General features: G+C 72.5%; 21 protein-coding genes and 2 pseudogenes. 11 read left to right on the top strand and 12 right to left on the bottom strand.

What is annotated here, in order from left to right:
• Nucleotides 1-56 precede the first annotated feature (56 nt).
• Complete coding sequence (locus tag OG251_RS05790) at nt 57-902, top strand: spermidine synthase (protein WP_326676127.1); 846 nt, start codon at nt 57-59, stop codon at nt 900-902.
• Between the two features lie 202 nt (nt 903-1,104).
• Here OG251_RS05790 and OG251_RS05785 read toward each other — a convergent pair whose 3' ends face one another.
• Nucleotides 1,105-2,178, bottom strand: coding sequence for a hypothetical protein (locus OG251_RS05785; RefSeq protein ID WP_326676126.1), 1,074 nt, complete (start codon nt 2,176-2,178; stop codon nt 1,105-1,107).
• A 110-nt stretch (nt 2,179-2,288) separates the two neighbouring features.
• Here OG251_RS05785 and OG251_RS05780 point away from each other — a divergent pair, with 110 nt between their 5' ends.
• On the top strand, nt 2,289-2,726 hold the full coding sequence (locus OG251_RS05780) for a DUF4442 domain-containing protein (protein WP_326681168.1): 438 nt from the start codon (nt 2,289-2,291) through the stop codon (nt 2,724-2,726).
• Between the two features lie 138 nt (nt 2,727-2,864).
• Nucleotides 2,865-3,524 (top strand): DedA family protein, encoded by a 660-nt coding sequence (locus OG251_RS05775; protein ID WP_326676125.1) that lies wholly within the window; start codon nt 2,865-2,867, stop codon nt 3,522-3,524.
• A 119-nt stretch (nt 3,525-3,643) separates the two neighbouring features.
• On the opposite strand, the gene OG251_RS05770 is transcribed toward OG251_RS05775, so the two are convergent.
• Nucleotides 3,644-4,174 (bottom strand): gamma carbonic anhydrase family protein, encoded by a 531-nt coding sequence (locus OG251_RS05770; RefSeq protein ID WP_073718751.1) that lies wholly within the window; start codon nt 4,172-4,174, stop codon nt 3,644-3,646.
• Nucleotides 4,175-4,316: 142 nt separating this feature from the next.
• Between OG251_RS05770 and OG251_RS05765 the strand changes: the two genes are divergently transcribed.
• Nucleotides 4,317-5,069, top strand: a complete 753-nt coding sequence (locus OG251_RS05765; RefSeq protein ID WP_326676122.1) for an acyltransferase — start codon at nt 4,317-4,319, stop codon at nt 5,067-5,069.
• Between the two features lie 286 nt (nt 5,070-5,355).
• Nucleotides 5,356-5,910 carry a YbaK/EbsC family protein gene (locus OG251_RS05760; RefSeq protein ID WP_326676120.1) on the top strand — a complete coding sequence of 185 codons (555 nt, stop codon included), beginning with the start codon at nt 5,356-5,358 and terminating at the stop codon, nt 5,908-5,910.
• A gap of 30 nt (nt 5,911-5,940) precedes the next feature.
• Here the strand turns inward: OG251_RS05760 and OG251_RS05755 are convergent, their stop codons facing one another.
• Complete coding sequence (locus tag OG251_RS05755; RefSeq protein ID WP_326676119.1) at nt 5,941-6,747, bottom strand: aminoglycoside N(3)-acetyltransferase; 807 nt, start codon at nt 6,745-6,747, stop codon at nt 5,941-5,943.
• 199 nt (nt 6,748-6,946) lie between these two features.
• Nucleotides 6,947-7,363 (bottom strand): CoA-binding protein, encoded by a 417-nt coding sequence (locus OG251_RS05750; protein ID WP_266809255.1) that lies wholly within the window; start codon nt 7,361-7,363, stop codon nt 6,947-6,949.
• 74 nt (nt 7,364-7,437) lie between these two features.
• Between OG251_RS05750 and OG251_RS05745 the strand changes: the two genes are divergently transcribed.
• From OG251_RS05745 to OG251_RS05735, 3 genes are all read left to right on the top strand, one after another.
• Nucleotides 7,438-8,064: a YigZ family protein gene (locus tag OG251_RS05745; RefSeq protein ID WP_073718757.1), complete on the top strand. Its 627-nt coding sequence runs from the start codon at nt 7,438-7,440 to the stop codon at nt 8,062-8,064.
• A 180-nt stretch (nt 8,065-8,244) separates the two neighbouring features.
• Nucleotides 8,245-9,486, top strand: a complete 1,242-nt coding sequence (locus tag OG251_RS05740; RefSeq protein ID WP_326676114.1) for an exonuclease SbcCD subunit D — start codon at nt 8,245-8,247, stop codon at nt 9,484-9,486.
• The gene (locus OG251_RS05735) at nt 9,483-12,572 is read left to right on the top strand and encodes an SMC family ATPase (protein WP_326676113.1); all 3,090 of its coding nucleotides are present in this window, start codon (nt 9,483-9,485) and stop codon (nt 12,570-12,572) included. Before OG251_RS05740 ends, OG251_RS05735 begins: the two co-directional genes overlap by 4 nt.
• A 4-nt stretch (nt 12,573-12,576) precedes the next feature.
• On the opposite strand, the gene OG251_RS05730 is transcribed toward OG251_RS05735, so the two are convergent.
• The gene (locus tag OG251_RS05730) at nt 12,577-13,023 is read right to left on the bottom strand and encodes an Lrp/AsnC family transcriptional regulator (RefSeq protein WP_326676111.1); all 447 of its coding nucleotides are present in this window, start codon (nt 13,021-13,023) and stop codon (nt 12,577-12,579) included.
• An 88-nt stretch (nt 13,024-13,111) separates the two neighbouring features.
• Here OG251_RS05730 and OG251_RS05725 point away from each other — a divergent pair, with 88 nt between their 5' ends.
• Nucleotides 13,112-13,606: a rhodanese-like domain-containing protein gene (locus tag OG251_RS05725; protein ID WP_326681167.1), complete on the top strand. Its 495-nt coding sequence runs from the start codon at nt 13,112-13,114 to the stop codon at nt 13,604-13,606.
• Here the strand turns inward: OG251_RS05725 and OG251_RS05720 are convergent.
• Nucleotides 13,569-14,499 (bottom strand): annotated as a pseudogene (locus tag OG251_RS05720) (ATP-grasp domain-containing protein). The gene OG251_RS05725 and the pseudogene OG251_RS05720 overlap by 38 nt on opposite strands.
• A 66-nt stretch (nt 14,500-14,565) precedes the next feature.
• Here OG251_RS05720 and OG251_RS05715 point away from each other — a divergent pair.
• Nucleotides 14,566-15,093, top strand: coding sequence for a GNAT family N-acetyltransferase (locus tag OG251_RS05715; protein ID WP_326676109.1), 528 nt, complete (start codon nt 14,566-14,568; stop codon nt 15,091-15,093).
• 46 nt (nt 15,094-15,139) lie between these two features.
• Here the strand turns inward: OG251_RS05715 and OG251_RS05710 are convergent, their stop codons facing one another.
• Both OG251_RS05710 and OG251_RS05705 read right to left on the bottom strand, forming a co-directional pair.
• A complete protein-coding gene (locus tag OG251_RS05710) occupies nt 15,140-16,825 on the bottom strand; it encodes a DUF885 domain-containing protein (protein WP_326676107.1) in 1,686 nt (561 codons plus the stop codon).
• 48 nt (nt 16,826-16,873) lie between these two features.
• On the bottom strand, nt 16,874-17,413 hold the full coding sequence (locus OG251_RS05705; RefSeq protein WP_326676106.1) for an Lrp/AsnC family transcriptional regulator: 540 nt from the start codon (nt 17,411-17,413) through the stop codon (nt 16,874-16,876).
• Nucleotides 17,414-17,472: 59 nt separating this feature from the next.
• Between OG251_RS05705 and OG251_RS05700 the strand changes: the two genes are divergently transcribed.
• Nucleotides 17,473-18,747 (top strand): trans-sulfuration enzyme family protein, encoded by a 1,275-nt coding sequence (locus OG251_RS05700; RefSeq protein WP_326676104.1) that lies wholly within the window; start codon nt 17,473-17,475, stop codon nt 18,745-18,747.
• Here OG251_RS05700 and OG251_RS05695 read toward each other — a convergent pair.
• The 4 genes and pseudogenes from OG251_RS05695 to OG251_RS05680 form a co-directional block, all read right to left on the bottom strand.
• Nucleotides 18,677-20,080: pseudogene (locus OG251_RS05695) on the bottom strand (GNAT family N-acetyltransferase); the annotation flags it as partial. The gene OG251_RS05700 and the pseudogene OG251_RS05695 overlap by 71 nt on opposite strands.
• 65 nt (nt 20,081-20,145) lie before the next feature.
• Entirely contained in the window at nt 20,146-23,010 is a 2,865-nt protein-coding gene (locus OG251_RS05690; RefSeq protein WP_326676102.1) for a DUF7824 domain-containing protein, read from the bottom strand.
• Entirely contained in the window at nt 23,007-24,380 is a 1,374-nt protein-coding gene (locus tag OG251_RS05685) for an SWIM zinc finger family protein (RefSeq protein ID WP_326676100.1), read from the bottom strand. The genes OG251_RS05690 and OG251_RS05685 overlap by 4 nt, the downstream gene beginning before the upstream one ends.
• 131 nt (nt 24,381-24,511) lie before the next feature.
• Complete coding sequence (locus tag OG251_RS05680; protein WP_326676099.1) at nt 24,512-26,089, bottom strand: alkaline phosphatase D family protein; 1,578 nt, start codon at nt 26,087-26,089, stop codon at nt 24,512-24,514.
• Between the last annotated feature and the right edge of the window lie 7 nt (nt 26,090-26,096).

Below are 26,096 nucleotides of genomic sequence, written 5' to 3'. Positions count from 1 at the left end.
GGCGCGGCGGGTCCGAGCGGCGCGGACCAGCCCGCCGCACGCCTCACAATGGGGGAGTGAACGAGCCGATACCCGTCATCCGCGACGTCGACCGCGGCACCGCCCGCCTGCTGCCCGATGTGGACCGCGACCGGGCCTGGCTGCTGACGGTCGACGAGGCGCCCCAGTCCTACGTCGACCTCGACGACCCCACGTACCTCGAATTCGAGTACGTCCGCAGGCTCGCCCATGTCGTGGACCGCGCCGCCGGCCCGGGCGCCCCGCTCGACGTCCTGCACCTCGGCGGCGGCGCCCTCACCCTGCCCCGCTATGTCGCCGCGACCCGGCCCGGATCGCGGCAGCACGTGGTGGAGGCGGACAGGGGGCTGCTGGACCTGGTCGGCGAACACCTGCCGGTGCCCGAGGACAGCGGCATCACGGTGCACGGCACGGACGCCCGCGCGTGGCTGGAGCAGGCGGCGCCGGACTCGGCCGACGTCCTGGTCGCGGATGTCTTCGGCGGCTCGCGGGTACCGGCCCACCTCACCTCCGTCGAGTACGCGCGGGCCGCCGGGCGGGTCCTGCGCGGGGACGGGATCTACGCCGCCAACCTGGCCGACAGCGCGCCCTTCGGCTTCCTGCGCTCCCAGCTGGCCAATTTCGCGGCGGTCTTCGGGGAGCTCGCGCTGATCGCCGAACCGGCCGTGCTGCGCGGGCGCCGCTTCGGCAACGTCGTTCTCGTCGCCTCGCACACCGCGGTCGACACGGCGGCGCTCACCCGCCGCTGCGCCGCCGACGCCTTCCCGGCGCGGGTCGAGTACGACGACGCGCTCGCCCGGCTCATCGGAGGGGCTGAGCCGGTCGGGGACGCCGACGCGGTCGGCTCGCCCGTGCCGCCCGACGGGGCGTTCAGCATCGGCTGAGGCGCGGGGCAGTAGCGCGGCATCCGGTTCGGCCTCATGGTTGCTCGCGCCGCGCGCCCGCGCGCCCGCGCCCCCGCCACCGCCTGAGAACGGCGAACGCCGCCGCGATCAGCGAGCTCCGGAAGTCCGTGACTCGCATGGATCGTCGGCGGCGTCCTGCTGTCCTCAGGTGCGGCCCGGACAGCGTGGGAGGTCGGCCGTCCTATCCGGCCGATGCCTCCGCGAGCCGCACCGTGCTGAGGATCTGCTGGATGGTGGTGTCGGGGAGCTCGTCCTTGACCGCCGCGTTGGCGTAGAGCACCCATGTCGAGTACTCCGTCTTGGCGTTCTTGAAGCTGAAGGCGATCGACTTGCCGTCGGTGTCGCACTTCTCCTTCTTGGACACTCCCGACGCGGTGGCCGTCACGACACTCCCGGTCAGGCCCGACTTCGTCGTGAACGGCTTGGCCTTGCCGACCTTGACGGTGCCCTTGGGCTCGGTCTGGGCATAGGCGGCCCACACCCAGTTGCCCGCCTCGTTCGTCGCGGCCTCGTCGGTGCTCTTGGCACCCTGGGCGCCCTTGGTGCCGACGCCGGCCAGACCGGTGTCCTCCTTGGTGCCGTCCTTGTCGGAGTCGTCGATGCACCACTTGCTCTTGTAGTAGGCCGGTGCGGAGAAGCCGACGACGGGCGGACCCTCGGGCTTCTTGGCGTCCTCGAATCCGGCGAACACTCCCGAGCCCGCGACCTCCCAGTCACCGGGCACGTCGAACTGGGTGCCCCACTTGGGGTTGGTGACGACCTTCCAGCCCGGGATCACCGGCTTGGGGTCCCCGTCGGCACCTCGCGGATTCTCCGGCGCGGTGGCGGAATCGGACGGCTTCGCGGTCGGCGACGACGACTTCTTGTCGTCGGCGACCGTCGGGCCGTCGCCCTTGTCGCCGTTCTTGTTCATCACGACCACGCCGGTCACGACGGCAGCCGCGACGACCGCGGTCGCCGCGACGATCGCGACGAGGGTCGTCTTCTTCTTGCTGTCGGGCTGCGGCCCTCCGGGCGGACCCGGAACGGCGTGCTGCGGCATGGTCGGCTGCTGGTACGGGTTGGGCTGCGGGTACCCCGGCTGCTGGCCGGGCTGTCCCTGCGGATATCCCGGCTGCTGACCGGGCGCTCCCTGCTGCTGGTACCCCGGCTGCTGATAGGGGTTCGGCTGCTGGTATCCCGGCTGCTGATACGGGTTCTGATTCTGGTCCTGCGGGTTTTGCTCGCCCCCGGGCGGCTGCTGTCCTGGCCACATGGCCAGTAACCATAGAGGGGCGGCACGTCCCCTGCTACGCCCGCCCCCGGGAGGGGATGGCCAAACGGTTCTACCGGTGAGTAACATGCGGACGCATGAGCGCTGAACAGATGTCCGTCGGCGAGATGCTCGTCGCGACGGTTCCGATGGCCCGGACCCTCAACCTCGACTTCCTGGAAACGACCGCCGAGCGGGCGGTCGTGCGGCTGCCGGACCAGGCGGAATACCACAACCACGTCGGCGGACCGCACGCCGGAGCGATGTTCACGCTCGCCGAGTCGGCCAGCGGCGCGATCGTCATAGCCGCCTTCGGCGACCAGATGACGCGCGCCGTACCGCTCGCCGTCCGGGCGGAGATCGGCTACCGGAAACTGGCCATGGGCGAGGTCACCGCGACCGCGACCCTCGGCCGTCCCATCGCCGAGGTGGTCGCCGAACTGGACGGGGGCAAGCGGCCGGAGTTCCCCGTCACCGTCGAGATCCGGCGCGGTGACGGCGCGGTGACGGGCGAGATGACGGTGGTCTGGACGCTGCGCCCCAACAGCTGACCGGCGAGGACGGCGAGCGGGGCCGTCGCGCATCCCCCGTCCGGGAGCGCGGCGGCCCTTCGCACTGCCGGGGCAGGTAGGCTTCCCGCCTGCGCCGCGGCACCCGCGGCCGCACAACCTGCACGGGAGGCACCGGCGTTGCACGTTCAGGAGTGGCTGGAGACGGTCCCGGCGATCAGTGTCTACCTCCTTGTGGGGGTCGTCATCGGACTGGAGAGCCTGGGCATTCCGCTGCCGGGCGAGATCATCCTCGTCAGCTCGGCGCTCCTGGCCTCGCAGCACGGTGAGATCGACCCGGTGGTGCTCGGCGCCTGTGCGACCGCCGGGGCGATCATCGGTGACTCGATCGGCTACGCGATCGGCCGCAAGGGCGGCCGGCCGCTGCTCGCCAGGCTCGGCCGGAAGTTCCCGAAGCACTTCGGCGAGGCCCAGATCGCCATGGCGGAGCGGTCGTTCGAGAAGTGGGGCATGTGGGCGGTGTTCTTCGGCCGCTTCGTCGCGCTGCTGCGGATCTTCGCGGGGCCGCTCGCGGGAGTCCTGCGGATGCCGTACTGGAAGTTCCTGACCGCCAACGTGCTCGGCGGCATCATCTGGGCGGGCGGCACCACGGCCGTCATCTACTCGGTGGGAGTCGTCGCCGAGGCCTGGCTGAAGCGCTTCTCGTGGCTGGGTCTCGTGGTCGCGGTGCTGTTCGGGCTGGCGTCGATGCTCGTGCTGAAGAACCGGGCGAAGAAGGCGGCGGCGCAGTCCGGCGGTCACCCGGCGGCCGAACCCGCGGTGGCACCGGCCACGGACTGACCGCGCGAGGGAGCGTGGCCGGAGACGAAGCCGGGGCCGGGGCCGGAGACGGGCCGGAGAAGGAGCGGCGGGGGCGGAGAAGGAGCGGCGGGGGCGGAGAAGGAGCGGCGGGGGCGTCCTCAGCTCTCGTGCGCCGCGCGGTGTGCCTTGGCCAGCTCCACATAGCCGACCGCGTTGAACTTGATGCCTTCGAGCTCCTCCTCGGTCAGCGCGCGCTTCACCTTGGCCGGCACCCCCGCCACCAGCGAACCCGGCGGCACCCGCATTCCCTGCGGGACCAGCGCCTGCGCCGCGACCAGTGAGCCTGCGCCGATGTGCGCGCCGTTGAGCACCGTGGCACCCATGCCGACCAGGACGTCGTCCTCGATCGTGCAGCCGTGCAGCACGGCGTTGTGGCCGACGGAGACCCGGGCGCCCACCGTGAGCGGGAACCCGGGGTCGGTGTGCACGCTGCAGTTGTCCTGGATGTTGCTGTCCGGGCCCAGCGTGATCGGGCCGCAGTCGGCGCGCAGGACGGCCTGGTACCAGACGCTGGAGCCCGCGGCCAGGGAGACCTCGCCGATCACCACGGAGGTCGGTGCCACAAAGGCATCCGCATCGATGTCCGGCTCCTTGCCGCCCATGCCCGTGATCAACGCCTGCTCCGCCATGGCCTGCTCCTCCGTGCTCGGGTGTGCCGCGCTCGCGCCACGGAAACGGTAAGCGACGGTGCTTCGCGGACGAAACGCAGTGGGGTGAACATCACAGGTCACCGCGCGGATGGCCCGATGCGCCGCGGACTACCGTGAGCGCGTGCCGAACAACCGGAACGTGTTCTCCTCCCTCGCCCACTGGCGGCGCCGTGCCGTGTCCCGCGCGGTCCATCGCGGCTGGGCCTGGGTGCGGGATTCCGGCGCGGTCACCGCCCAGTACCCCGGACGTCTGCGCTTCGGCCGCATCGGGGCGGGGACCCGGCTCGCGTTCCCGCAGGGGACGGTGTTCGGCGAGCCGTGGATCGTGCTGGGCGAGCACTGCGTCATCGCGGAGCAGGTGACACTCACCGCCGGAATGATGCCCGGCCTCGATCTGGGACCCGATCCGATCCTGACCCTCGGGGACGGTGTGGTGCTCGGCCGGGGCAGTCATGTCATCGCCGACACGACGGTACGGATCGGCTCGGACACGTACTGCGGCCCGTACGTCTACATCACCTCGACGAACCACAGCTACGACGACCCGCACGAGCCCGTCGGCAAGCAGTGGCCGCGGATGGAGCCGGTCGAGATAGGCCCCGGCTGCTGGATCGGCACGGGGGCCGTGGTCCTGCCGGGCGCCAGGCTCGGACGCAATGTGGTGGTCGCGGCCGGAGCGGTCGTGCGGGGGGACGTCCCCGACCACGCGGTGGTGGCGGGCGCTCCGGCGCGCGTCGTACGACGCTGGGACCCGGACACCGGGTGGCAGCCGCCCCTGCGTACGCCGGCGCCCGTACCGATCCCCGCGGGCATCACGTCCGAGCAGTTGGTGGCCCTGGCCCGGTCGGAGGAGTCCCCGGAGGCGGCCGAGTAGCGCTGCGCCGGCGCGAGCGGGACCGCTCCCACCAGGGCCGGTCCGGCCCCCGCCGCCTCGTAGAAGCTGAGCAGCGCGACCGGCCCGACGCGTCCGCCGCGACCGCGAACCACAGCTGACCGCCCGCCTCGCTCCAGGCGCCCGTGCAGGCCGGTGGCCAGGGCCAACAGCGCCTGGCACGGCATGCCTCGCAGTACAGCGTCGGCACCACGGTCAAGGGTGTCGATCCCGCCCGGACGCTGAGACGCCCGACCGGAGGGGGAAGGGCCGCTGTTAGCGTGAGCCCATGCGCGCTCCCCTCGGCACCTTCGACGACGCCTCTCCCGCTTCGGAACGGCTCGATCTGCTTCCCGCCCCGGTCGCCGAGGCGCTGACCGCCGGATGGGGCGGCATCAGCGCCGCGCAGATCATCCACGTCGACACGGACCCGGCGATCGCCGACACCGCCGTCTTCGCCGAGCACCACGGGGCCGACCTGCTCGACACGTCCGCCAACTGCGTCGTCGTGGCGGGCAAGCGCGGCGGCGAGGTCACCCTGGCCGCCTGTGTCGTGCTCTCCCGCACCCGGGTCGATGTGAACGGTGCCGTACGCAGACACCTCGGCGCCCGCAAGGCGTCCTTCGCCCCGATGGAGGTGGCGGTCGGCGAGAGCGGCATGGAGTACGGCGGCATCACCCCGATCGGCCTCCCCGGCTCCTGGCCCCTGCTGCTCGACCCCGCCGTCGTGGACGAGGAATGGGTCCTGCTCGGCAGCGGCAGGCGACGCGGCAAGCTGATCGTCCCCGGCAAGGCACTCGCCGCGCTGCCGGGCGCGGTGCTCGTCGAGGGTCTCGGCGTCTGACCGGAGCGGCCCGCGCCGAAGCCCCGGTCCTCAGCCGGGGGCGGGCCGGTGGGCCGGGAACCAGGCGGCGGCGAAGTCCACGGCCGCGGTGAGGCGGACGAGCCGGCACGGCGCCGACCCGACCCGACCGGTGCGTACGGCCCCGTCGTCGGCCGCGTCCGCGAAGGCGGCCCCCAGCGCCCCGAAGTCGCCGTCGTCCAGTGCGATGTCCTCGTACTCCCACCACTGCCGCAGCCCGTCGCGCGTCACCACACAGCGGTAGCGACGGCGGGGCGGATCGGGGACCCGGTACTCGCCGAGGTGGAAGGCCGTGCAGGTGCCGAAGCCCGTTCCCAGCATCAGGATGCGGGCATCGGCCTCGTACAGCCGGGCCAGCGGCGAGTCCTCCCCGAGGTGGCAGTCCGGGCGGTGCCCCGCGAGCAGCGTCCGCGCGGCCGGGCCGATCGCGGCGAACGAGGTCTGCGGATGGCCACTGCGCTCGGCCCCCGGCGCGGTCCGCACGGTCTCGGCGAGGCGGCCCATCGACGGCGCCGCCGAGGTGGCCCGGTCGAACGGCGGTATCGAGGCGCGCAACGCCTCTCTGGCCCCGGCGTCCAGTCCGCGTGCCAGGTCGCGGTAGTGCGGAGAGGTGTCGGAGTTCTCCGGGGTGAAGGTGGGAACCACCACGGTTCCCGCCGGCCCCAGAACCCCGCGCAGGGCGTCCAGAACCGTCCGGGCACCCCCGTCGACGGGTCCCACCGCCCGCAGCGAGGCGTGCACGATCAGGACCCCGCCGGGGCGTACACCCAGTGCGGTCAGATGGGCGGCGGCCAGGTCACCGTCGAGAGGAACGCTCACGGTGGTGATTCTTCCCGTCCCGGTACGGGTGCCACACCGGCGGCAGCCCGCCCGGACCCGCGGAGCCCGGGGAGCTGATGCCCCGGACCCGCGGAGCCCACGAGCCCTCGGCGGACGCGGGGAGCCGAATGTCCCCGCGCCCGCGGAGCCGAAGGTCCCCGCGCCCGCGGAGCCGACGCTCTCCGGGGAGGCGTCGCTCTCAGGCCCGCGGAGGCAGCGCGGGAATTTCGATCGCGGGGCACCTGTCCATGACCATGTCGAGCCCCGCCGCGCGGGTGCGCTCGTACGCCCGCTCGTCCGTCACCCCCAGCTGGAACCAGACCGCCTTCGCGCCCACCGCGACCGCCTCGTCCGCGACGGCGCCCGCCAGCTCGCTGTTGACGAACACGTCCACCACATCGACGGGGAACGGAATCTCCGCGAGCGAGGCGTACCCCCGCTCGCCATGGACCGCCTCCGCCTTGGGATGCACGGGCACCACGCGCTTGCCGAAGCGCTGGAGGACCTCGGCGACGCCGTAGGCCGCCCGGGAACGGTTGTTGGACAGACCCACGACCGCCCAGGTGTCGCCCGAGTCCTGAAGAATCCGCTGGATCGTCTCTTCGTCTGCGTACATGCCCGGACAACGGACAGCCCCCGCGCACCATTCCCGCCCGAACGCGGGCGGGGACCGGCGCATAGGGTGGCCGGATGCAGGAGCAGTACCGGACAGTCGCCCGCGCGGGCGTGCACGAGACCGAGATCAACCGATCGCGCTTCCTCTGCGCGCTCGCCCCCGCCGCCACCGAGCAGGAGGCGCAGGAGTTCGTCGCACGCGTCCGCAAGGAACATCCCACCGCCTCGCACAACTGCTTCGCGTACGTGATCGGCGCCGACGCCTCCGTACAGAAGGCCAGTGACGACGGTGAGCCCGGCGGAACCGCGGGCGTCCCCATGCTCCAGATGCTGCTGCGCCGCGAGGTGCGGTACGTCGTCGCGGTCGTCACCCGCTACTACGGTGGCGTCAAACTGGGCGCGGGCGGCCTGATCCGGGCGTACGGGGGAGTGGTCGGCGAAGCACTCGACGCGCTCGGCACCCTCACCCGGCAGCGGTTCCGGCTCGCCACGATCACGGTCGACCACCAGCGGGCGGGCAAACTGGAGAACGATCTGCGGGCCACCGGCCGGGACGTGCGCGAGGTGCGGTACGCGGAGGCCGTCACCATCGGGATCGGACTCCCGGACTCCGACGTCCCGGCGTTCACGGCCTGGCTGGCCGACGCGACCGCCGGCTCGGCGACGCTCGAACTGGGCGGCGAGGCGTACGGCGACGCCTGACACCGGGCCCGCACCGTGGGAAAACCGTGATCGATGAGGGTTCGGGGGCGCAGCGGCGTTAGCGTGGTCGATGCTGACAGCGTGATCACGGGCCGAAGGGCACGGATCCGGTGCGGGGCCGATCCGGCCCATGGGGTGGAGGACGAGGAACATGCAGGTCGGAGTCGGCGGAGTGATGTCTTGAGGATTCTGCACACCTCGGACTGGCACCTGGGACGGTCCTTCCACCGCGTCCCGATGCTCGACGCCCAGGCGGCCTATCTCGACCACCTGGTGGCGACCGTGCGGGAGCGGGACGTCGATGTGGTCCTGGTCTCGGGCGATGTCTACGACCGCGCCGTACCGCCGCTCCCGGCCGTCGAGCTCTTCGACACCGCCCTGCACCGGCTCGCCGACGCCGGGATCCCGACCGTGATGATCTCCGGCAACCACGACTCGGCGCGCAGGCTGGGCGTCGGCGCGGGTCTCTTCGGGCGGGCCGGCATCCATCTGCGTACCGACCCCGAGGGCTGCGCCACACCGGTCGTCCTGTCCGACGACCACGGGGACGTGGCGTTCTACGGCCTGCCCTACCTGGAGCCCGCCCTGGTCAAGGACGCGCTGGGGGCCACGAAGGCCGGGCACGAGGCCGTCCTCACCGCCGCGATGGACAAGGTCCGCGCCGACCTCGCGGGACGGTCCGCGGCCACGGAGAGCAGCCCGGGACCGTCCGCGGCCAGGGAGGACACCTCGGGACGGACCGGGACCGCCGGAAGCGGCACCACCCGGTCCGTGGTCCTCGCCCACGCCTTCGTCGCGGGCGGGCGGCCCAGCGACAGCGAGCGCGACATCACCGTCGGCGGGGTCGCCGCCGTCCCGGCCGGAGTCTTCGACGGCGTCGACTACGTGGCACTCGGGCACCTCCACGGCTGCCAGACGGTCACCGAGCGCGTCCGCTACTCCGGCTCACCCCTCGCCTACTCCTTCTCCGAGTCCGACCACCGCAAGACCATGTGGCTGATCGACCTCGACGGCTCCGGCGACCTCACCGCCGAACGGGTCGACTGCCCGGTCCGGCGCCCGCTCGCCCGGCTCCGCGGCCGGCTCGACACCCTGCTGGAGGACCCGGCCCTGGACCGTCACGAGAACTCCTGGGTCGAGGCCACGCTCACCGACCCGGTACGCCCCGCCGAACCGATGGCCCGTCTCGCCCGGCGTTTTCCGCACGTCCTCAGCCTCGTCCTCGATCCCGAGCGGGCCCCCGAGGACCCCCTCGCCTCGTACGCCCAGCGGCTCAGGGGGCGCGACGACCAGCAGATCGCGGAGGACTTCGTGGCGCATGTCCGGGGCGGCAGCGGGCCCGACGAGCGCGAACGCACCGTGCTGCGCGCGGCCTTCGACGACGTACGGGTGGACGACAGCGTGCACGAGGTGTCCCGTTGAGACTGCACCGCCTGACCCTCACCGCCTTCGGCCCGTTCGGCGCCACCCAGGAAGTCGACTTCGACGCACTCTCCTCGGCCGGACTCTTCCTGCTGCACGGACCGACCGGTGCCGGGAAGACCTCGGTCCTCGACGCCGTCTGCTACGCCCTGTACGGAGCGGTGCCCGGCGCCCGGCAGAGCCCCGGCACGTCGCTGCGCAGCGACCACGCCCCCGCGGGGCTGCCGACCGAGGTCCTGCTGGAGCTGACCGTCGGCGGCCGGCGCCTCGAAGTCACCCGCAGGCCCGCCCAGCCCCGCCCCAAGAAGAAGGGTGACGGCTTCACCACGGAGAAGGCCCAGAGCTGGCTGCGCGAGTACGACCCCGAGAACGGCTGGCGGGCGCTCAGCCGTTCGCACCAGGAGATCGGCGAGGAGATCACCCAGCTCATCGGCATGAGCCGGGACCAGTTCTGCCAGGTCGTGCTGCTGCCCCAGGGAGACTTCGCCCGGTTCCTGCGCGCCGATGCCGAAGCCCGCGGCAAACTTCTCGGCCGGCTCTTCGACACCCGCCGGTTCGCCGCCGTGGAGGAGCGTCTGGCCGAACTGCGCCGGGGGGCCGAGGCCAGGGTGAAGTCGGGCGACGAACAGATCCTCGCGGTCGCCCAGCGGATCGCCCAGGCCGCGGGACCGGCGGCCGGGGAGGCGCCACTGCCCGCCGCCCAGCCCGGCGAGCCGGGACTCGCCGAGGGCGTCCTGGAATGGGCCGCGATCGCCCGCAGCGCGGCGCACGAACGGCTCGACATCGCCCGCTCCGTCCTGTCCGAGGTGGAGAACGGGCAGGCCGCCGCCCGCCGGGCGCTGGACGCCGCGCAGGAACTGTCCAGGCTCCAGCAGCGGTACGAGGAGACCCGGCGCCGCGCCGCCGCGCTGGAGGAGCGCCGCCCCGAACGGGACCGCTGCCACGCGCGGCTGGAGCGCGCCCGCAAGGCGGACCGCGTCGCTCCGGCGCTGGAGCTCCGGGACGAGGCCGAGCGGGTGTACCGCACGGCGAGCGAGGCCCGCGAACGGTCGCGCGCCCGACTTCCCGCGAGCCTCGTCGACGCGGGCGCCGAGCAACTCGCCGAGCTGGAACGCCGATTCCGCCAGGAACTCGGCGGCCTCGACGCCGCCCGCCGTGCCGAGCGGCGCAGTGCGGAGATCGACAGCGAGCGCGTCCGGCTGGAGCGGCAGTCGCGGGCCGACGACGAGCTGATCCGGGAAGCGGCCGACTGGCTGACGGGCTGGGACGCCACCCATCAGGAGCTGCGGGAACGGATCGAAGCGGCGCAGGAGTCCGCGACCCGCGCCGAACAGGTGGCCGGACGCCTGGCCCCGGCCCGCAGGCGGCTCGACGCGGCGCGTCGGCGCGACGCGCTCGCCGTGGAGGCGGCCGACGCCCGGGACCGGCTGGACGAGGCCCGTGAGCACGCACTCGGCGCCCACGAGAGCTGGCTCGGACTCCGCGAGCGGCGGCTGCGCGACATCGCGGCCGAGCTGGCGGCCCAACTCGTCGACGGCGCGGCCTGCACGGTGTGCGGCTCGGCCGAGCACCCGGCACCCGCCAGCGCGGGCGACGGCCATGTCGACCGGGCGACGGAGGAGGCGGCGCTCGCCACCCACCGCCGCGCGGAGGAGACCCGCGCGCGGGCGGAACACGCCCTGGGAGTCGTACGCGAAAGGCATGCCGCGGCGCGCGGGGAGGCTGCTGGGACGGAGGCGCCGGAGGCACCGGGGGCCGGGAACGCCGCCCAAGCGATGACCGGCGGTGCCGCCCGCGACTCGGCCGTCGACCCCTCGGCCGTCGACCCCTCCGTCGTGGAACTGCGGGCGCTCGTGGACCGGTTGACCCGGGAGCACGCCGAGGCACACCGCCTCGCGGCCGGGACCCATGCCGCGCGCGAAGCCCTCGCCGCAGCCGAACGGGAGCACCTGGGCCGCCTCGACCAGCAACAGCAGGCCGAGCGGAGGGCCGCCGCCCGGACCTCGCAGCGGGAAGCCCTCGACCGCGAACAGACCACGTTGGAAGAAGAGCTGGCGACGGCGAGGGGTGAGTCGGACTCGGTCGCCGCACACGCGGACCGGCTCGCGCGCCGGGTCGCCCTCCTCGCCGAGGCGGCCGAGGCCGTACGCACCGAACAGGACGCCGCGCAACGGCGCAAGGAGGCCGACGACCGGCTCTCCGACGCCGCGTTCCGAGCGGGGTTCGACACCCCGCAGGAGGCCGCGGCGACCCTCCTCGACGCCGTCGGCCAGCGTGACCTGCAACAGCGGATCGACACCTGGCAGGCCGAGGCAGCCGCAGTCGCCGACCGGTGCGCCGAGCAGGACGCGCGCGCCGCAGCCGAGCGCCCGCGAGCGACCCCGGACCTCGCTCGGGCCGCGTCCGACCGGGCGGAGCGGCAGCTGCGCGACGCCGCCGCGGCACTCGCCGCCGCGCGGGAACGCTGCGCCGAACTCGACCGCCTCTCCCGGCGCGCCGCCGAGGAGGTCCGCAGGCTCGGCCCGGTGCGTCAGGAGTACGAGCGCGTCGCCCGGCTCGCCGGACTGACCGCGGGAACGGCGGCCGACAACGAACGCAAGATGCGGCTGGAGGCGTACGTACTCGCCGCCCGGCTCGAACAGGTGGCCGCCGCCGCCACCGCCCGTCTGCAGCGGATGTCCTCGGGCCGCTACACCCTGGTCCACTCCGATGCCCGTACCGGTGGCCGCCGGGCCGGCCTCGGCCTGCACGTGGTCGACGCGTGGACGGGCAGCGAGCGCGACACGGCGACGCTCTCCGGCGGCGAGACCTTCTTCGCCTCGCTGGCCCTGGCACTCGGCCTCGCCGATGTCGTCACCGACGAGGCGGGCGGCGCCGGGCTGGACACGCTCTTCATCGACGAGGGCTTCGGCAGCCTGGACGACCAGACCCTCGACGAGGTGCTCGACGTGCTGGACTCACTGCGTGAGCGGGACCGCAGCGTGGGCATCGTCAGCCATGTCGCCGATCTGCGCCGCCGTATCCCCGCCCAGCTCGAAGTGGTGAAGGAGCGGCACGGATCCGCGGTGCGTCACCGTGTGACCTGAGGTCTCAGCGGCTGATCGCGCGCCGGGGGAGCGGTGAGGAGTACACGACGCTGGTGGTGACGGAGCCGAGGGCGCCGATCCGTCCCGCGACCTCCTCCAGGTGGCTCATCGACCGCGTGGTGACCTTCAGGACGAAGCAGTCGTCCCCGGTCACATGGTGGGCCTCCACGATCTCCGGCGTGGTGTCGAGCAGATCGTGGAACGGCTTGTAGTTGCCGTTCGGATAGCGCAGCCGCACCAGCGCGAGGATCGGCAGCCCGAGCCGGTCGGGGTCCACCACCGCGGCGTATCCGCTGATGATCCCCACCTCTTCGAGACGGCGCACACGCTCGGTCACCGCACTCGGGGACATCGCCACGGCGCGGGCCAGCTCGGCGAACGTCGCCCGGCCGTCGCGCTGGAGTACGTCGAGGATGCGCCAGTCGGTGGCGTCCGGGGAATAGTCGGTCATGCACCAGAAGTAGCAGCAAGATCCCCGGCGGATCAAGGCGAGCACCGGGGATCTCCGCTTCCGGCCGAGGGGTGCTGACCATAGATTTCTGGTCATGACCTCACCGCTCACCGCCACTGCCGGTAACCCTGTCCTGCGTGTTCCGCCCGCCTCCCCGGCCGTGGCCGCCGCCTACTTCGGTGCCTCGCTCGCCTTCCACGCCGATGTATCCGACGTCGCCGCGGCACTCGCCTCCGAGGACGCGCCCGGGTTCGTCGTCCTGGATTCCCGGTCCACCGCCTCCTGGGACCAGGGGCACGTTCCCGGCGCGGTCCACCTGCCGACCGCCCTCGTCCCGGAGCGGGCGGCCGCTCTCCTCGACCCTGCCGTGCCGGTGGTCACCTACTGCTGGGGCCCCGGCTGCAACGGTGCGACCCGCGCGGCCCAGGCCCTCGCCGAACTCGGCTACCAGGTCAAGGAGATGCTCGGCGGGTTCGAGTACTGGGCACGGGAGGGCTTCGCGTACGAGACCTGGGAAGGCGTCGGACAGCGCACGGCCGACGCGCTCACCGCTCCGGTGGACGCCGAGGACTGCGGCTGCTGACCGGTGTGCGGCGCCCCGCGTCCGTCAGGGCGGCGACCAGGGGAGCGGCGTCGGCCCCGGCGGGCAGCCCGCTGACCTGTCCGTCACCGACCTCCACCACGCGCCAGACTCCGTCCTCCCGCAACGCCAGATCGGTGGTCACCCACCGTCGCCCGAGCCGCCGCACCGCTTCGCGCACGGCGGTCAGGTCCGGTGCGGGCAGGTGATGCGGAGTGTCGGGGTGCGCGGTGACCAGCACCGGTTCACCGGCGACCCACCACACCCGTGCCTCGCCACCCGGCACGAACGCCTCGAACGCGCGCAGCACCACGCCCCCGGCGAGGTGGTCGCCCTGCAGCTCGACGAACCGGCCGACGACCGCGGCGAGCCGTTCCGGGTCGGTCAACTCCGTTATGTAGCAAGCCTCGTGCCACTCGTGCTTGCGGGACTTCACGTAGTCCTTCACGATGCCGGGCCCCGGACCGAGCGGTGCGGCGAGCGCGCACAGGGACGAACCGCCGGGGGCCGGGCTCCCCGGAGCCATGGCTCGCCAGACGCTGAGCGGTGTCAGCCCGGCGAACGTCTCGTACCAGCCCGGGAGTTCATGTGCTCCTCGGTACGCGACCGCGTCCGTGTACAGCGAACAGCCCCGTGCGCCGAGCGCCCGTTCCAGCTCCCCGTACCGGGCGGTGGGAACCATCCAGCCCCGGTACCAGTACGGCCCGGAGCCCCGCTCGATCCGGGCCGTCGCCCCGGCGGCGTCACCGGCGAGCAGTGCGTCATGGTCGAGCGTCGAGCAGGGCGACCCGGCCGCCGGACGCCCGCACGGCGGCGGCCTCCCCGGCGAACTCGGGGTCGGGCCGGCCGGCGCGCAACGGGTCGGCGCAGAAAAGGAATCTGGTCGTCGTGGACATGGCGTGCGACCTCGCTTCGGTGAACACCCGTCCTCGGTCGAGGGAGGCGACTGGTAGAACGTGGTGATGAAGATCGAGATCAGCCCGCCGCTGACCGACCCGGAACTCAACGCCCTCTTCGCCGCCGCCTGGCCCGGTCACCGGCCGACGGAGTTCGGCCCCGTTCTGGCCCGCAGCCTGCTGTGGCTCGCAGCCCGGCGGGGCGGGCCGAGCGAGGAGCGGGGCGACGCGCCGGCCGCAGGGCAGGGCAACGGACGCGGCGAAGGACCGGGCAACGGACGTGGCGAGGGGGAGGGAGACGAACGCGGCGAGAGGAAGGGAGCCGGACGCGGCGAAGGATCGGGCGGCGGACGGCTTGTGGGTTACGTCAATGTCGTCGGTGACGGCGGTGTGCACGCGTTCGTGCTCGACACCACCGTCCATCCCGACGAGCGGCGCCGCGGGCTCGGCCGCCGACTGGTCACGACGGCGGCCGAGCAAGCCCGCGCGCGTGGTGCCCGATGGCTGCACGTCGACTACGAACCCGCACTGGCCGGTTTCTACGCCGGTTGCGGCTTCCGGCCGACGGCGGCCGGGCTCATGGCCCTGGACTGAACAGAACGGAACCGAACCCGGCCGCGCGGGAGCCATGCGCGCAGGATCAGAGCTTCGACAGCTCGTCCACCAGGTCGTCCAGACCCAGCGATCCCTGCGAGAGCGCCGCCATGTGCCACGCCTTGAGGTCGAACGCGTCGCCGTGCGCCTTGCGGGCGTTCTCCCGGCCGAGCAGCCACGCACGCTCGCCCAGCTTGTAGCCGATGGCCTGCCCCGGCATCGACAGATAGCGGGTCAGTTCGCTCTCCACGAAGTCGGCCGGCCGGCCGCTGTGGTTGCCGAAGAACTCCTGGGCCAGATCCGGGGTCCAGCGCTCGCCCGGGTGGAACGGTGAATCCGCCGGGATCTCCAGCTCCAGGTGCATGCCGATGTCCACGATCACCCGGCAGGCCCGCATCATCTGGGCGTCCAGATAGCCGAGCCGACGTTCGGCGTCGGGCAGGAAGCCCAGCTCGTCCATCAGACGCTCCGCGTACAGCGCCCAGCCTTCGGCATTCGCGCTGACCTGCCCCACCGACGCCTGGTAGCGGGACAGGCTGTCGGCGACATGCGTCCACTGGGCGATCTGCAGGTGATGGCCGGGAACGCCCTCGTGGTACCAGGTGGAGACCAGGTCGTACACCGGGAAACGGGTCTCACCCATGGTCGGCAGCCAGGTGCGGCCGGGGCGCGAGAAGTCCTCGGACGGGCCGGTGTAGTACGGGGCGGCGGCGCCACCGGACGGGGCGATCCGGGACTCGACCTTCCGTACCCGCTCGGCGAGTTCGAAGTGGGTGCCGTCGAGCGCCTCGATGGCCTCGTCCATCAGGTTCTGCAGCCAGTCACGGACCTCGTCGACGCCCTCGATGTGCTTGCCGTGCACATCGAGGTGGGCGAGCGCCTCCCACGGACCCGCGCCGGGCAGGATCTTCGCGGCCTCGGTCTTCATCTCGGCGAGCAGCCGGTGGTATTCGGACCAGCCGTACGTGTACGCCTCGTCGAGATCCAGGTCGGTGCCGTTGAACTGCCGCGACCAGCGGGCATAGCGCTCACGGCCCACCGTGTCGGGCGCACCCTCGACCGCGGGGGCGTAGACCTCGCTCATCCAGTCCCGCAGCTCAACGAGCGCGGCCGTGGCCCGACGCGCGGCGTCGTCCAGGTCCTCGCGCAGCGCGGCCGGACCGGGGGCGGCGAAGTCCTCGAAGAACGACGGGCCGTTGTTCCCGATCCACTCCGTCAGCTGCTCGATGAACGTGGCGGTCGGGCGCGGTCCGCCGTACAGCTTGCGCTCCAGACCGAGGGCGAGCGAGGCCCGGTACCCCTCCAGCGCCGCGGGAACCGCGCGCAGGCGGTCCACCACCGCCGCCCAGTCCTCGTCGGTCTCGGTCGGGGTGACCGTGAACACCTCACGGACGCTGTGCGGGGGCGAGTGCATGTTGGAAACGGCCCGCAGCCCCTCGTCGGCTTCGTGGACGGCCAGTTCCGCGGTCAGGCGCTCGCGCAGCAGCCGCCCGCACCGGCGTTCCGCGTCGCTGTCCGCGCCGGGCAGCAGCTCCGCGGCATCGAGTTCGGCCAGCGTGGCGCGGGCGAGAGCGGCGACGGCGGCCTGACCGGCCGGTGAGAAATCAGGCAGGCGGCGCGAGCTCTCCGGCACGCCCAGATAGGTGCCCGTGATCGGGTCGAGTTCGATGATTGCGTCGACGTAGGCGTCGGCGACCTGACGGGGCAGCGCGCGGCTCGATGTGTCTGGCATGCGGACATCCTCGTACGGCGCGGCCCTCCGCGTCACCACCATTCGGTGTCAGGCATCCGGATCCGCGTCGTTGCCGGGCGCCGGGGATCCGGACCGGGGCCTGTCGGCCGGCGCTCCGCCGGGTGGCAGCAGGGGGCCGCACTCCCACTCCTGGAAGATCAGCCGGGTCTCCACCCGGGCCACCTCGCGGCGTGAGGTGAACTCGTCCAGCACCAGCCGCTGGAGATCGGCGGTGCCGGCCACCGCGACATGGACGAGATAGTCGTCCGGGCCGGTGAGGTGGAACAGTGCACGGGACTCCGGCAGGGCCCTGATCCGCTCGACGAACGGGCCGATGAGCTCCCGTCGGTGCGGCCGGACCTGCACCAGAAGCAGGGCTTCCAGACCGCGGCCGAGCTTCGCGGGGTCCAGGCGCAGCTGGTGGCCGAGAATGACACCGGAGCGGCGCAGCCGGGTCACCCGGTCCAGACAGGTGGAGGGCGCCACGCCCACTTCGGCGGCGAGCTCCCGGTACGTGGTCCGTGCATCGTTCTGCAGCAGTCGCAGAATATGCAGATCCACCGGATCCAGGACGACAGAATCAGCCATCGGCCGAACGTAGCACGGGGTTTTCGCCCTACGTTCCGGTAGCTGTTCAGAGTGAACCCATGGACAACGAAGTCTCGATCACCGCCTCGGCCCCATCCCGGTCCAGGGCGCTGGCCACCGAAGCCGTGCACGCCGGACGCGACGATCTCGCCTCACTCGGCCTGCACGCCCCGCCGCTCGACCTGTCCACCACCTACCCCTCGTACGACTCCCGGGGTGAGGCCGAGCGGATCGACACGTTCGCCACCACCGGCGCGCGGCTCGACGGGCCGCCGGTCTACGCCCGGCTGGACAATCCGACCACCGCCCGTTTCGAGACGGCACTGGCCCGGCTGGAAGGGACCGACAGCGCCGTCGCGTTCGCCAGCGGAATGGCGGCGCTCACGGCGGTCCTGCTGGCCCGCGCGAGCATGGGGCTGCGCCATGTCGTGGCCGTCCGCCCCCTCTACGGGTGCAGCGACCACTTGCTGGGAGCGGGACTGCTGGGCACCGAGGTGACCTGGACCGACCCGGCGGGCATCAGCGACGCGATCCGGCCGGACACCGGCCTGGTGATGGTCGAGACGCCCGCCAACCCCACCCTGGCGGAAATCGACATCCGGGCCGTCGCCCACTCCTGCGGCACGGTTCCGCTGCTGGTCGACAACACCTTCGCGACGCCCGTGCTCCAGCGGCCCGCCGAACACGGGGCCCGGATCGTCCTGCACAGCGCGACCAAGTACCTGGGCGGGCACGGCGATGTCATGGGCGGCGTCGTGGCCTGCGACGAGGAGTTCGCGGCCCGGCTGCGCCAGGTGCGCTTCGCCACCGGCGGCGTACTGCATCCGCTGGCCGGCTACCTGCTGCTGCGCGGGCTCTCCACCCTCCCGGTGCGGGTACGCGCGGCGTCGGCGAGCGCCGCCGAACTCTCCCGCCGGCTCACCGCCGACCCCCGGATCTCGCGGGTGCACTACCCGAAGCTGGGCGGGGCGATGGTCTCCTTCGAGGTGTACGGCGACCCGCACCGGGTGATCGCCGGGGTGCGGCTCATCACTCCTGCCGTCAGCCTCGGCAGTGTGGACTCGCTGATCCAGCATCCGGCCTCCATCAGCCACCGCATTGTGGATGAGGGGGACCGCCAGGCGTCCGGTGTCGGGGACCGGCTGCTGCGGATGTCGGTCGGTCTGGAGGACGTCGAGGACCTGTGGGCGGATCTGTGCCAGGCGCTCAGCGACGGGTCCGCTCAGCCCGTGCGGCGTGTTCGCTCCGCTGAGCCCGAGCCCGCTGTTCGGCCTGCTGCGACGGAGTGGTCGGAGCGGTCGATGTCGTCGGAGCCGTCCTCAGCCGGGCGGTGATGACCAGGGTGCCTTCCTCGATCTGGTAGTCGAGGGGCAGTTCGAGCGCGCGCATGGCCGCGACCATGCCGGTGTTGTGGGACTGCGTCACGGCGTAGACGCTCTCGCAGCCCGCCTCCACGGCGAGTGCCACCAGGCGGCCGAGCAGTTCGGATCCGATGCCCCGGCGCTGCCAGTCGTCCTCGACGAGGAGCGCCACCTCGGTCTCGTCCCCGTCCCAGAGGAGGTGGCCGAGTGCCACCAGCCGGCCGGAGGCCGTCTGTGCGGCGAGGGTGCGGCCGAAACGTGGGCTCAGCAGGTGGTCCAGGTACCGGTTCGCGTCGCCGACCGGGCCGTGGTACCGCAGCCCCAGCGTGCGCGGGGAGCAGCGGTCGTGCATCGCGCGGGCGGCGGCGAGGTCGTCGCCGTCCGCGCGGCGCACGGTGATCTCGTCGCCCTTGGGGAGGGTGAGCACGTCCTCACCGCGGGGGACGCGGGGGCCGAGCCGGGCGTCGAGCTCGACCAGGGCACGGGCACGGGCGAACTCGGTCGGTGTGAAGGGCAGATAGGGGCGTTCGACGGTGATGACCCCACCGGACGGGTCGCGCAGCCGCATCACGGTCTCCTCCAGCACGCCTTCCACCGGTGCGCTCTCACCGGTCGGGCGGCCGGTGATCGAGACCGCCGGCAGTGAGTGGATGGTGCATCGACCGAGCAACTGTCGCAGGGCCAGTGGGAGTTCCGCCGCGTCCAGGGCGGTACGGGTGGCCAGCCCGAGGACGCGGGTCGGGGTGTCCACGAGATCGTGGGCGTCCGCCCGTTCGATCCAGGTGGAGCTGCCGCCCGCCGCGGAGATCTCCCGGGTCAGCTCCTGGGCCTGGAGCGTCGCGGGCGCGCGGAGCAGGAACTCGTCGACGGTGCCGCGCGCCAGCGGGTGCGTCTGCAGGGTGAGGATGTCGATCCTGAGCCGGGCGAGCGCGGTGCACAGCGCGGCCAGGCTGCCCGGGTTGTCCCGGACCGTCGTCCGCATCCGCCACAGCACCGTGTCCTCGGCGGACGGTGACGGCTCCTCCCCGGTGGACGCCGCGACCGCCGCGCCGCGATCCCCGGCGGCGCCCGCCGCGCCGGGGTTCGGCGGTGGGGCGTGGCTGTGTCGCCGGGCCCACCAGGTGTGGAACGTGGCCGTGGCAACCAGCGCCACGGCCGACGCGATCAGGAGATAGGGCCCGTCCGGCTGGTGACCGATCAGGTTGGCGATCGCGTCGGCCACGGCGACCGCTGTGAACAGTGCGGCCAGTTCGATCAGGTCCCGGCGCCAGTGGTGCGGACGCCGGGCGGTCTTCGCGGATGTCACATCAGTCATGACCTCACTGTGACTGAGCGGTGTTGCCTGATCACGAACGCCTTGTGACTGATGGGTTAAGTGTGGATCTGGTCGCCTATCGTCGCTTTTTGGTCAGATTCCACGGCCTGATTTCGCCTGCTTGCCGCATCGACCCCGCTGATGCCCTCGTCGTTCGCGGTGCTGGTGCTGGTGCTGGTGCTGGTGCTGGTGCTGGTGCTGGTGCTCTGCGAGTCGGTCCCAGGGCCGGCGCCGGTGGTGGATTCTGTGGTGGGTCCGGCATCGGGGCCGCAGGCGGCGAGCAGGCGGCCGGCCTGACACACCAGCTGCGAGGAACCCTTGCGCCCCGCCATGGCCGCGAGCCCCTCGACCGGCGCGAGGTCCTGGGCACCGCTGCGTTCCGCGCAGTCGGCGGTCACGGCCAGTACCTCCCCGAGGCCGTGCGGAGGCTTCGGATAGGTCAGGAGCGAGGGCAGCAGTGCCACCAGCACGGACAGCACCGTCCGGTACGCGCCGGTGGCGGCAGCCGTCCGCGCCGAGTCGGCGATCCGGCTGGGTTTCACCAGGTCGTGATCGATGAGGATCGCCAGCTCCCGGCCGAGCAGGGGCGCGTCCAGGCGGCCCTGGGCTGCCAGCACCAGCAGGGCGTCCACCGCCGACAGCCGGTCCTGGGGGTGTCGGGCCCCCAGGCCATAGGCCAGCGCCAGATGTATCGCACCACCGGCCGGGCCGCCGGCCTCGGCGAGGACCGGGAGGGTCCAGGCCGCCCCCTGCGTGCCCTCGTCCGCACAGTGCATCAGGTTGGGCATCAGCCAGGCGGCCAAGGTCTCCCCGTCCTCCGGCAGCGCGGCGATCCAGTTCTCGGCACGCCCGTCCATCCAGTGGTAGCACTGGCGCGCGTCGGGAAGATGCGGACGGCCCAGCCAGTGGAAGGAACGCGGGAACTCCTGCTGGATCACCAGACGCTCCTTGGTGGCGAGCAGCACCCGCCGGGTACCGGTGGCCGAGCGCTGCCACCAGTTGCCGGACGAGGGCGGGCCGCTGGGCGGGCGGTGCCGCAGCACCGGCGCGAGCGGCTGGTCCGCACGTATCCAGGCGGCCAGCCGGTCGCCCTCCGCGGTGCCGAGCAGGGCGGCGGCCGCTGCCGCCTCCTGCTCCCCGCTCCGGCGCACGCGCAACAGGGCCTGGGCGAAGTCCACGGGGCCGGGACCGGCGCCGAGCCGCTGGTACGTCCGCAGCCGCTCGACCAGCTCGGCCGGGTCCAGCGAACCGGTGTGCCAGGTCGGCGTCGCCAGCAGGAACGGAATCCGTGCGGTCCGCACGGCAGTGGCTGCCTCCCACATCCGGGCGAACAGCACGCCGTTCAGCGCGGCATGGGCGCAGGTGCCCGTTCCGGTCCAGCGGGCACCTCCGTCGCGTACGGCGCCGGGCGACACCAGGCCGAGAAGGGAGGCCACGACCAGGTCCAGCCCGCCCGGGTCCCTGGTGAATCTCCGGTCCACCTCGTCCTGCGGGACTCCGCCGAGGAACCAGTGCCCGGCCAGCGCCTCACGCAGCGCGGACTCCAGCGCCGAGCGGTCCGTCCGGGCGTGCCGGATCAGCCCGTCCAGCGCCCGCTCGAAGACCGTGGTCTCCCGCGAACCGGACTTCACCAGGGCCGCCACCTCCTCGACGAGCTCGGCGACACTCTCCGGTGCCGGTTCGAGTCGCCGCAGGGCGGGCGCCGGTGGCAGCAGCTCCTCGTAGGGGCCGCTGTCGGCGGTCTCGTCTGGGAGATCACCGAACAGCTCGGCAGCCGCCGCCCGGTGCATCTGCCCGACCTGGCCTGCGGCGAGGGTGAGCTCCTCGCGGACCGCGGGGTCCACAGTGGGGAGATACCGGGCCACCAGCTTCAGTGCCCGCTCCTGGATGTCCGTGTCCTCGTGACCGAAGGCTTCCGCGACGACGGGCAGCAGTTCGTTCGCCGTCGACGCGTCCCGGCGCAACACCTTGCCCAGAAGGACCAGTTGGCTGCGGACGAGCTTCTTCTCCCGGCGGAAGAGCACCGACCCCGAGACATCGGCGAGATCACGTGTGGTCAGCCTGCCGAGGCCGTCCAGTCGGGTGAGGACGGCCTGGGCGTGGCCCGCCACCGTCGAGATGCCGTCCGCCGCCATACCCATCCAGTCGGCGAGCCGCGCCGTCTCCTCCTGTTCACTCAGAGCGAGCTGACGCAGCAGCACCAGGAAGAAGCGCTGCTCGCCGGGCTTCCCGCCGCGCAGCAGCCGGGTCACGCAGCCGTCGACCAGTACGCCCCGGTCCAGCAGCCCTTCCCCGGCCAGCGCGATGAGCGAGGCCGGCCAGTGCCTGAGCGAGTCGGCGTCCTCGTACCAGCTGAGTTGGGGCGGCAGTTCGGGCAGTTCGAAGATCCGGGGCGTGAGAACGGCCAGATGCGGGTCGGCGCGCAGCACATCCAGCAGCGATGTGGCGGACGAACTCTGCCATCGCGCGAGACCGCAGCGCTCGGTCCAGCCCCGGACCAGGCCGTCCGTGGCGGGAATCGGGCACTGGGCGATCCGTACCAGCTCGCAGACGAACCAGTATTCGGACTCCGAGGTGACCGACCGCTCGGCCAGCCGGTGTGCCAGGTCGCCGAGCCAGACCGGATCGCGGTCGGCCAGCGCTTCCAGGACGAAGGGATACGGGGACCTCACCCAGTCACGCATCTCGCGGGAGCCGATCCAGGTGGCGCAGCCGGCCGCGCCCGAGTGGCAGCCCGCACCGGCCACCAGGAGGGCCTTCCGCATCTTTTCGCGCTTCCGCCACTCCCAGGTCCGCGACTCCTTGCGCAGCTCCTTCAGTTCCACCAGTGCTGCCCTGCGACCGGCCGGGTCCAGCCGGAGCACCAGCGCGGGGACGTCTTCCTTGCGGCCTTCCCGTACCGCCGTGAGCAGCTCACTCATCGCACACCTCCGGCAACCGTCGCACCGCGGCGGACCATCCGGACAGCCAGCGCGTGCTTGCACGGCCCCCGCCGCCCCCGGTAGTCCGCCCACCACTGGCAGGTACAGCTCAGCACGCCGTCCTTCTCCCGGACTCGGTATCCGCGCTCTCCGGAAGCTACCGAGGCCAGCTCTCCGTCCAGGGTCACCGCGCCCGAACCGGCGAGCTGCCGGGCGGCCACGAGCCGGGGATTGTGACGTTCGGCCCGGTCCGCGTCATAGGGCAGCTCCCGGTGGAAGTACGCGGTGTCCGCCAGGTCGTAGCCCACCCGGCCGGCCGTGCCGAGCCGGGTCAGCGCGGCCCGTACCCGCTCGACCGTCAGTCCCGACTGCTCGGCCAGACCGGCCGGCTCGATCCGGGGCTCCCAGGCGAGCAGCACGGACACCAACTCCGCGTCCGCGGCGGCATCGTCGGTGGCCAGTGCCTCAAGGACGCCGCCCTCACCGGAGAACCCGCGTGAGGCATCGGGCGACAGCGTCAGTGTGAGCCGCATCCCCGGCAGCACCACCTCCCAGGCGCTCGCCGTCGCCACGCCGTCGGCCACCGGCCCGTACACCCGGAGGGCCGACGCGTGACGCAGCACCCGCTGAAGAGCCACCAGCCGCTCGGGCCCCGGCAGGCACACCGCCCCCGGAACCGGGCGGGTCGTCGGCCGCAGACCCGTACCCGTGGCAACCACCCACTGGGCGCCGCGCGAGGCATTTCCCGAGGAACGCGGCAGGGACCGGAGGAACCTGACGGCCTCCGCCGCAGACAGCTCGGCCCGCAGGTCGAAACCGGCCGAGGCCACCTGCGCCTCGGCGAATCCGCGCAGCCACCGGTCCGGCAGCGGAACCTTCTTCTCCACCACCGGGCCGTCCAGTGTGGTGACCGCCATCTCCTCGGGTCCGACCCGAAGATGCAGCGGATCATCCGCCGTTATCCGCGAAAGTGCTTCCCGCAAGGGATTGTTGACGTCGACATTCGTCGTGCCGTGCCCCGTCCGTGCCCCGTCCAGACCTTCCTGCAGCACATCGAGACGCGCGTACACCCCGCAGCAGCCGGAGAACGACTCGAAGCGCAGCCGGTCGCCGTTCCCCGTCACCACCGGGTCGAGGGACGCGGCCAGTGCCCGCTGGTAGTAGCGCGTGGAAGCCACGTCGGCCACCGCCAGCAGACCGCGGGCAGCGATGCGCGGCGAGGTGAGAAAGCCGTTGAAGAACCGGGGATGGGCCTCGGCCCCGCGCGGGGTGAGACCACCTGCGGTCTCCAGCCCGAGCAGGGCCCCGGTCTGGGAGGACTCCAGAGCGGACGGGCGTGAGTAGGCCAAGGCCTGAACGGATCGGGTCATGGAAAAACCGTAGAGCCCACCACTGACAATCGGCCTCGGCAGACGGTCCGGGCCCGCCCGACGGCGCGCGCCCACAGCCCTGTCAGCGATCCCTCACACCCGCGGGGGCATGGGCCGGAACGCGCGCGGACTCACTGCCCTGTCAGCCCAGGCCGGAGAACCTTGCTGAACAGCACGGAGCCGCCCTGCGCGCGCAGCCGTACTGTCAGTTCTCCACTGTCGCCGTCGATGTCGACCTCGCCGAAGAACTGCGGTGACTCCATCGGGGACACGTTCGCCCGGTCCGGGGCGCGTACGAAGACCCGCTCGGGACCGAAGGTGCCGTCGAGCGCGTTGGCGGGGAATCCACCGGCGGCCAGCGGGCCCGAGACGAATTCCCAGAACGGCGCGAAGTCCTTGAAGGCCGCACGCTCGGGGGCGTAATGCTGAGCCGAGGTGTAGTGCACATCCGCCGTCAGCCAGAGCGTGCCGGTGATCCGCCGGTGCTTGATGAACCGCAGCAGCTCGGCGATCTGCAGTTCCCGGCCGAGCGGAGCGCCGGGGTCGCCCTGTGCCACCGCCTCGAAGTCCGTCGCGCCGTCGGTGACGACGAGCCCGAGCGGCATGTCCGCCGCGATCACCTTCCACACCGCCCGGGAGCGCGACAGTTCCCGCTTGAGCCAGCGCAGTTGATCGGCACCGAGGATGCCGCTCGTGTCATCGGGCTGCCGGCCGGGGGAGTTGGCGTTGCGGAAGGAGCGCATGTCGAGGACGAACACATCGAGCAGCGGACCGTGCCGTACGACGCGGTGCACGCGGCCCTCGCGCGACGGACCGTGGAGCGTGGAGACCGGGACGTACTCACGGAAGGCGCGCATCGAACGCGCGGCCAGTATGTCCACGTTCTTCTCCGTGTAGCGGGCGTCGTCCAGGATCTGACCGGGATACCAGTTGTTGCGTACCTCGTGGTCGTCCCACTGGACGACCGAGGGAACCTGCGCGTTGAACCTCCGGAGATTCTCGTCCAAGAGGTTGTAGCGGAAATTGCCCCGGTACTCGTCGAGGCTCTCGGCGACCTTCGCCTTCTCCTCGGTGGTGATGTTGCGCCAGATCCGCCCGTCGGGCAGCGTCACACTGGGCTCGATCACGCCGTCCGCGTAGATGTTGTCGCCGCTGCACAGAAAGAAGTCGGGGTCGAGGCGGCGCATTTCCTCGTACACCCGGTAACCGCCGATGTCCGGGTTGATGCCCCAGCCCTGTCCGGCGATGTCACCGGACCACAGGAAGCGCACGCCGTCCCGGCGCCGGGCGGGAGCGGTACGGAACGTTCCGTACACCGGCCTGCCCGTACGGCGCGGATCATGCGGGTCCGAGAGCGTGACGCGGTAGTGCACCTGCTCACCCGGGGGCAGGCCGTACAGGGGAGTGGTGCCCGTGAAGTCGGTGCCCGAACCGACCAGCGGCCCGTGCCATCGCCTGGCCCGGCGGAAGGACTCGGTGGCCGAGGTCTCCACCAGCATCCGCGCCGGCCGGTCCGACCGTACCCACACGAGCGCGGACGACGACGTCACATCGCCCACCTGTACACCCCACGCGGCCTCGGGCCGCCCCGAGAGCGCGAAGGCTGGCGCGGCGACGGCGGCGGGCAGGGTGACAGCCGCCGAGGCGAGGAGCGAGCCGCGCAGGACGGTTCGGCGGCCGGGGGATTGCGTACGCGGGCGGTTCGGCATCTTTGCG

The sequence above is a fragment of the Streptomyces sp. NBC_01237 genome (assembly GCF_035917275.1).
In the GTDB taxonomy this organism is placed as follows: domain Bacteria; phylum Actinomycetota; class Actinomycetes; order Streptomycetales; family Streptomycetaceae; genus Streptomyces.
This window is presented reverse-complemented; position numbering and strand designations above follow the sequence as displayed.